At 69.5% G+C, this 5,643-nt stretch carries 5 protein-coding genes and 2 pseudogenes; 4 read left to right on the forward strand and 3 right to left on the reverse strand.

Annotated features, from left to right (window positions below):
• The 3 genes and pseudogenes from AC04L7_RS13945 to AC04L7_RS13955 all read right to left on the reverse strand — a co-directional run.
• Positions 1–304 (reverse strand): annotated as a pseudogene (locus AC04L7_RS13945) (4-(cytidine 5'-diphospho)-2-C-methyl-D-erythritol kinase); the annotation flags it as partial.
• Positions 301–960 (reverse strand): lipoprotein insertase outer membrane protein LolB, encoded by a 660-nt coding sequence (gene lolB / locus AC04L7_RS13950; RefSeq protein WP_435997215.1) that lies wholly within the window; start codon positions 958–960, stop codon positions 301–303. The gene lolB and the pseudogene AC04L7_RS13945, both read right to left, overlap by 4 nt.
• Positions 957–2,319: pseudogene (locus AC04L7_RS13955) on the reverse strand (tetratricopeptide repeat protein). The gene lolB and the pseudogene AC04L7_RS13955 overlap by 4 nt, the downstream one beginning before the upstream one ends.
• A 68-nt stretch (positions 2,320–2,387) precedes the next feature.
• Here AC04L7_RS13955 and hemA point away from each other — a divergent pair.
• From hemA to moaB, 4 genes are all read left to right on the forward strand, one after another.
• Positions 2,388–3,668 (forward strand): glutamyl-tRNA reductase, encoded by a 1,281-nt coding sequence (gene hemA / locus AC04L7_RS13960; protein WP_435997211.1) that lies wholly within the window; start codon positions 2,388–2,390, stop codon positions 3,666–3,668.
• On the forward strand, positions 3,646–4,731 hold the full coding sequence (gene prfA / locus AC04L7_RS13965; RefSeq protein ID WP_435997209.1) for a peptide chain release factor 1: 1,086 nt from the start codon (positions 3,646–3,648) through the stop codon (positions 4,729–4,731). The genes hemA and prfA overlap by 23 nt, the downstream gene beginning before the upstream one ends.
• On the forward strand, positions 4,728–5,177 hold the full coding sequence (locus tag AC04L7_RS13970) for a GNAT family N-acetyltransferase (RefSeq protein WP_435997207.1): 450 nt from the start codon (positions 4,728–4,730) through the stop codon (positions 5,175–5,177). Before prfA ends, AC04L7_RS13970 begins: the two co-directional genes overlap by 4 nt.
• A 25-nt stretch (positions 5,178–5,202) precedes the next feature.
• Positions 5,203–5,643: molybdenum cofactor biosynthesis protein B (gene moaB / locus AC04L7_RS13975; RefSeq protein WP_475513230.1), on the forward strand; the 441-nt coding region annotated here is incomplete at its 3' end.

The following is a 5,643-nucleotide window of genomic DNA, read 5'->3' on the forward strand; positions in this document are numbered from 1 at the left end:
GAATGCGCTTTTCCACTCCGATGTCTACACCTTGCGCGACATTGGCTTCATTTTTCAATAGGTTGGCCGCGCGGACAACGAGGTCATCCGCCTCCGGAACGCCGGGAACGGACTCACCGATCCGGCAAACCCGGCCATCTCCACGGCACCGCAGGTGGACCTGATCGCCCCACTCCAGCAGCCGGAAGACCGTCTGCAGGAGGTGGTAACCGTCCACACGCCGGCCGGTGATCTGCAGGGCCAGGTTGAGCTTGGCCGGCGCCGGCCAGACCGACCAGCCTTCCGCAGCCGGGAATGCGCTCACTGCGTCGCCAACTGCCACTGATCGATGGCGACCTTCACCGAGGCGCCCTGTCGCCGGGCCTCCATGCGACGCGGCATGATCGGGCGGGCACCCTCGGCCGGAAACCAGTCCAGGTAATCCACGCGCCACCCCTGCTGGGTCAGGGTGCGCAGGCGACCCTCGATGTCGTACTCCACGCCATCGATGGAAACGGCGGGATCGGCGACACCGCGGGCCCAGTGCACCATCGACGCGACCGGAATGTCCCAGCCCGTGGCGTCGCGCAACAGCCGGTCGGCATCGGCACCTTCGCGCGGCCCGCCCTCGAGTCCCTCCAGCCGTGCGGCGCGGGTCACCAGGTCGCCGTCCAGCCGCCAGCTCTGACGGGTCACCGGCGCGCTCAGCGCGACGAGATAGTCCGTGCCGGTCTGCTGCCAGTCGATGCGGCCGCTGCCCCCTTTGCCGTTGGCGTTGACGGCCACGCGTCCGGCAAACGACCAGTCCGCTTGCGAAGCCAGCCACGCAGCACGCGTCGCCTGTCCGGCCTGTGCGGCCGCCAGGGCCGCCGGGTCGCGCAGGACCGGTGAGTCCACCGTGGCGCTGCGCGTCGCACAGCCGGCCATCGACAGGGCCGCCAGCCCCGCCAGCCCCGCCAGCAGGAATCCTGAAACCTTCATGCGCCTGTCTTCTCCAGCGCCCGCAGCAGCGAGCGGTTGTCGGGGTCGAGCTTGCGGGCCTCGTCGAAGTAACGGCGCGCTTCCTCCTTCTGCCCCATCACCCACAGCACTTCAGCCACGTGCGCGGCGATTTCGGGGTCCTTCTGCAGCGTGAACGCGCGCCTCAGCTCGACCAGCGCCTCCGCGTTGCGGCCCAGCCGGTACAGCACCCAGCCGTAGCTGTCGATGATGGCGGCATCATCCGGCGCCGCGGTACGCGCCCGGCCGATCAGCTCCAGCGCCTCCTGGTAGCGCGTGGTGCGATCGGCGAGCGTGTATCCCAGCGCATTCAGCGCCGCCACGTTGTCCGGCTCGATCACAAGGATGCGGCGGAAGTCGGCCTCGGCATGGTCGATGCGGTCGCGCCGCTCCCAGGCCAGGCCCCGCGAATAGAGCAGGGCCAGATCGTCGGGGTACGCGGCCAGTCCGCGCGCGAACACGTCCAGTTCGCCGGCGTCCTGTTCGTCCTTCTGCCGCAACTCGGCTTCCATCAGGTAGGCGTCGCGACGCGTGCCGTCGTCGACCGTCGCATCTCCCTGGAGTGCACGCGCCTCGGCGAAGGCGTCGTCCTTGCGACCCAGGTCGAACAGGGCCTTGATGGCGCGCAAGCGGGCTTCGGCACGCTGGTCGCCGGCCGGGACACTGCGGTACCAGGTGAGCGCTTCCTCGCGCCGCTCCAGGAACTCGGCCATCTGGCCCAGCAACAGCCTGCGGTCCGGACTGTACGCGGTGGGCTGGCCTGCACTGACCTGCTTCAGCTCCTCGTAAAGCGCGTTGAGGGCGGTCTTGTCGTCGGCCTTGGCCAGCAGTTGCGCGCGCAGGCCGTAGGTCAGCGTGTCCTGCGGCCCCTGCCCCATGGCGCGGGAGGCGGCTGCCGGATCGCCGAGGCGGTCGTACTCTTCCGCGAGCTTGAGCCGGAGGGCGGCATCGGTGGCCGCCTTCGGCAGCAGCGTGTCGAGGACCGCGCGCGCCTCCTCCTTGCGGTCCGCCTGCAGCAGTTGGCTGGCCTGCAGCAACGCGACCAGCGGCTCGCCGGAGAAGCGCTTCACCACCTCGCCGACCATGCGCTCGGCCAGCGCGCAGGGCGATGCGCGTGGCGCGCTCGGCCAGGCCGGCGTCGTCGTCGCGCCGGGCGGCATCGAGGTACCAGCGCGCGGCCTCGGGCAATTGGCCGGCCTGCAGGGCGAATTCCCCCGCCATCACCGTGGCCAGCGCGTCGTCCTGCGGGGCGGCCGGCGATGTCGTCGTGGCTGCGGCGGCGGACGGTATCGCGGCCGCGAGGACCAGCAGGGCGAACCAGCTGCGAATCATTTCGGGCATGAAGGTCACGTCGGCCGTAAAATGGCGGCCCTGATATGAGCCAGCAGCTTACTGCAAGCGCCTGAACGATGACGTTGTGGGTCCTCGGATTGAACCACCAGACTGCGCCGGTCGACCTGCGCGAGCGGGTGGCGTTCGACGCCGGCACGGTGCCGCATGCGCTGTCGTCGCTGCGGGCGCTGCCCGACGTGGCGGAAGCCGCCCTGCTGTCGACCTGCAACCGCACCGAGCTGTACGCGGTGGCGGAAGACGGTGACGTGCTGGCGAGCTGGCTGGCGACCCACGCCGAGGGGCTCGAAGGCTATCTCTACCGTCACCGCGACGCCGATGCCGTCCGCCACCTGTTCCGGGTCGCCACCGGGCTGGACTCGATGGTGCTGGGCGAACCGCAGATCCTCGGCCAGGTGAAGGACGCCTGGGCTACGGCGCGCGAACACGGCGCGCTCGGCAACCGCCTGGACCGCCTGTTCCAGCAGACCTTCGCCGTCGCCAAGCGTGCGCGCACCGATACCCGCGTCGGCGCGAACCCCGTTTCCGTGGCCTCCACCGCCGTGCGCCTGGCGCAGAATTCCTTCGCCCGTCTCAGCGAATCCACCGTGCTGCTGGTCGGCGCCGGCGAAACCATCGAACTGGCCGCCAAGCACCTGAGCGAAGGCAAGGTGCGGCGCCTGCTGGTCGCCAACCGCACGCTGGCGCACGCGCAGGAACTGGCCACGCGCCACGGCGGCTACGCCCTGCCCCTGGCCGAACTGGAACGCCACCTGGCCGAGGCCGACGTGGTTTTCTCCGCCACCGCCGCGCGCGAGCCGGTCGTGCTGCAGGCACAGGTGGCCGCCGCACTGGCCAAGCGCAAGCACAAGCCGATGCTGCTGTTCGACCTGGCTGTGCCGCGGGATATCGAAGCATCCGTGGCCGAATTGCGCGACGCCTACCTCTATACCGTCGACGACCTCGAGCGCGCGGTCGAGGACAACCGCCGCAGCCGGCGCGAGGCCGCCGATGCCGCGGAAGCCATCATCGACGTACAGGTCGGCCGTTTCATGGAGAGCCTGCTGGCCGGCTCCCGCCAGGAGCCGCTCAAGCGGCTGCGCGCGCTGGGCGAGACCACGCGCGACGACGTGCTGGCGAAGGCGCGGCAGCAACTCGCCAACGGGCGGGAACCCGAGCAGGTACTGGAGTTCCTCGCCCACACACTGACCAACCGCCTGCTGCATCCGCCGACCGCCGCCCTGCGCGAGGCGGCGATGAGCGGCGATGCGGAACTGACGCGCGCCGCGGATCGCCTGTTCCCGGCGCAGCCGCCCTGCTCCCACGTGAAGAAAGACGATGACGCCGACGCTGCGCCGTAAGCTCGAAGCGCTGGCCGAACGCCGGGAAGAACTCGAACGCCTGCTCGCCGACCCCGGCGTGATCGGCGACAGCGACCGCTTCCGCAGTTTCTCGCGCGAGTTTTCCCAACTGGAACCTGTCGCCACCGCGATGGCGGAAGAGAAGCGTGCGCAGGCCGACCTCGCCGCTGCGCAGGCGATGCGCGACGACCCGGAACTGGCCGAACTGGCCGACGAGGAGATCGAAGCAGCCCGCCAGCGCCTTGCGCAGCTGGATGACGAACTGATGCTGTTGCTGTTGCCGAAAGACAACCGCGACGACGGCAACCTGTTCCTTGAAGTACGTGCCGGCACCGGCGGCGACGAAGCCGCGATCTTCGCCGGCGATCTGTTCCGCATGTACGCGCGTTACGCCGAGCGCCAGGGCTGGAAGGTGGAGATCGAATCCGACAGCCCGGGCGAGCACGGCGGCTACAAGGAAATCGTGGCGCGCGTCGTCGGCCGCGGCGCGTATTCCAAGCTCAAGTTCGAATCCGGCACCCACCGCGTGCAGCGCGTGCCCGAGACCGAATCGCAGGGCCGCATCCACACGTCGGCGGCGACGGTAGCGATCATCCCGGACGTGGACGAGGTGGACGACATCGTCATCAACCCCGCCGACCTGAAGGTGGACACCTTCCGCTCGTCCGGCGCCGGTGGGCAGCACGTCAACAAGACCGAGTCGGCGATCCGCATCACCCACGTGCCCAGTGGCGTGGTGGTGGAATGCCAGACCGAGCGCAGCCAGCACGCCAACCGCGACAAGGCGATGAAGCGGCTGAAAGCGCAGCTGCTGGATGCCGAGCGCAGCAAGCAACAGGCCGCGCAGGCGGAGACGCGCAAGCTGCAGGTCGGCAGCGGCGACCGCAGCCAGCGCATCCGCACCTACAACTTCCCGCAGGGCCGCATCACCGACCATCGCGTCGACGGCCTCACCCTGTACGACCTGCCCAACATCATCCAGGGCGACCTGGACGAACTGATCGACCGCCTCAGCCGCGAGCATCTGGCGGATGAACTGGCGCGTCTGACGGAAGCGGCATGACGCCGATCGTCCGACGCGCGACACTCGCCGACCTTGACACGGTCGCGTCGTTGTTCGACCAGTACCGCAAGTTCTACGGCAGAGAGTCCGATCCGGCGTTGGCGCGGGACTTCATCCAGGCACGCATGACGCGTGGCCAGTCGGCGATCCTGCTGGCGCACATCGACGACGACGCCGTCGGCTTTGCCCAGCTCTACCCCGCCTTCTCCTCCGTCAGCGCCGCGCACGTGTGGATCCTCAACGATCTGCTGGTGCTGCCGGACGCACGCCGGAGCGGCGTCGCCCGAGCATTGCTGTCGTCCGCCGTCGATTTCGCCCGCGCCGACGGCGCGTTGCGGCTGGAACTGGAAACCGACCACGACAACGCCGCCGCGCAGGCGCTGTATCGCGCGATGGGCTGGATGCCGTACGAAGGCACCTTGCGCTTCCGCCTGTCCCTCGACTGACCCGCGATTGCGCTACCCTGCGGCCATGAGCCATGCCGACACCCTGATCCCGCTGCACCTCTGCGTGCTGACCGTCTCCGACAGCCGCACGCTCGCCGAGGACCGCTCCGGCGACTACCTCGCCCACGCCCTTGCGCAGGAAGGCCACCGCCTGCACGAACGCGCACTGCTGCCGGACGACCGCTACCGCCTGCGCGCGCAGGTCTCGCAGTGGATCGCCGATCCCGCGGTGGRCGGCATCCTGGTCACCGGCGGCACCGGCTTCACCGGCCGCGACTCCACGCCCGAAGCACTGCTGCCGCTGCTGGACAAGGAAATGCCCGGCTTCGGCGAGCTGTTCCGGCACGTCAGCGTCGAGGAAATCGGCACGTCGTCGTTGCAGTCGCGCGCGTTCGCCGGCCTGGCCAACCAGACCTTCATCTTCTGCCTGCCCGGTTCCACCTCGGCGTGTCGCACGGCGTGGGAG

The organism is Pseudoxanthomonas sp. LjRoot204_2, assembly GCF_056175765.1.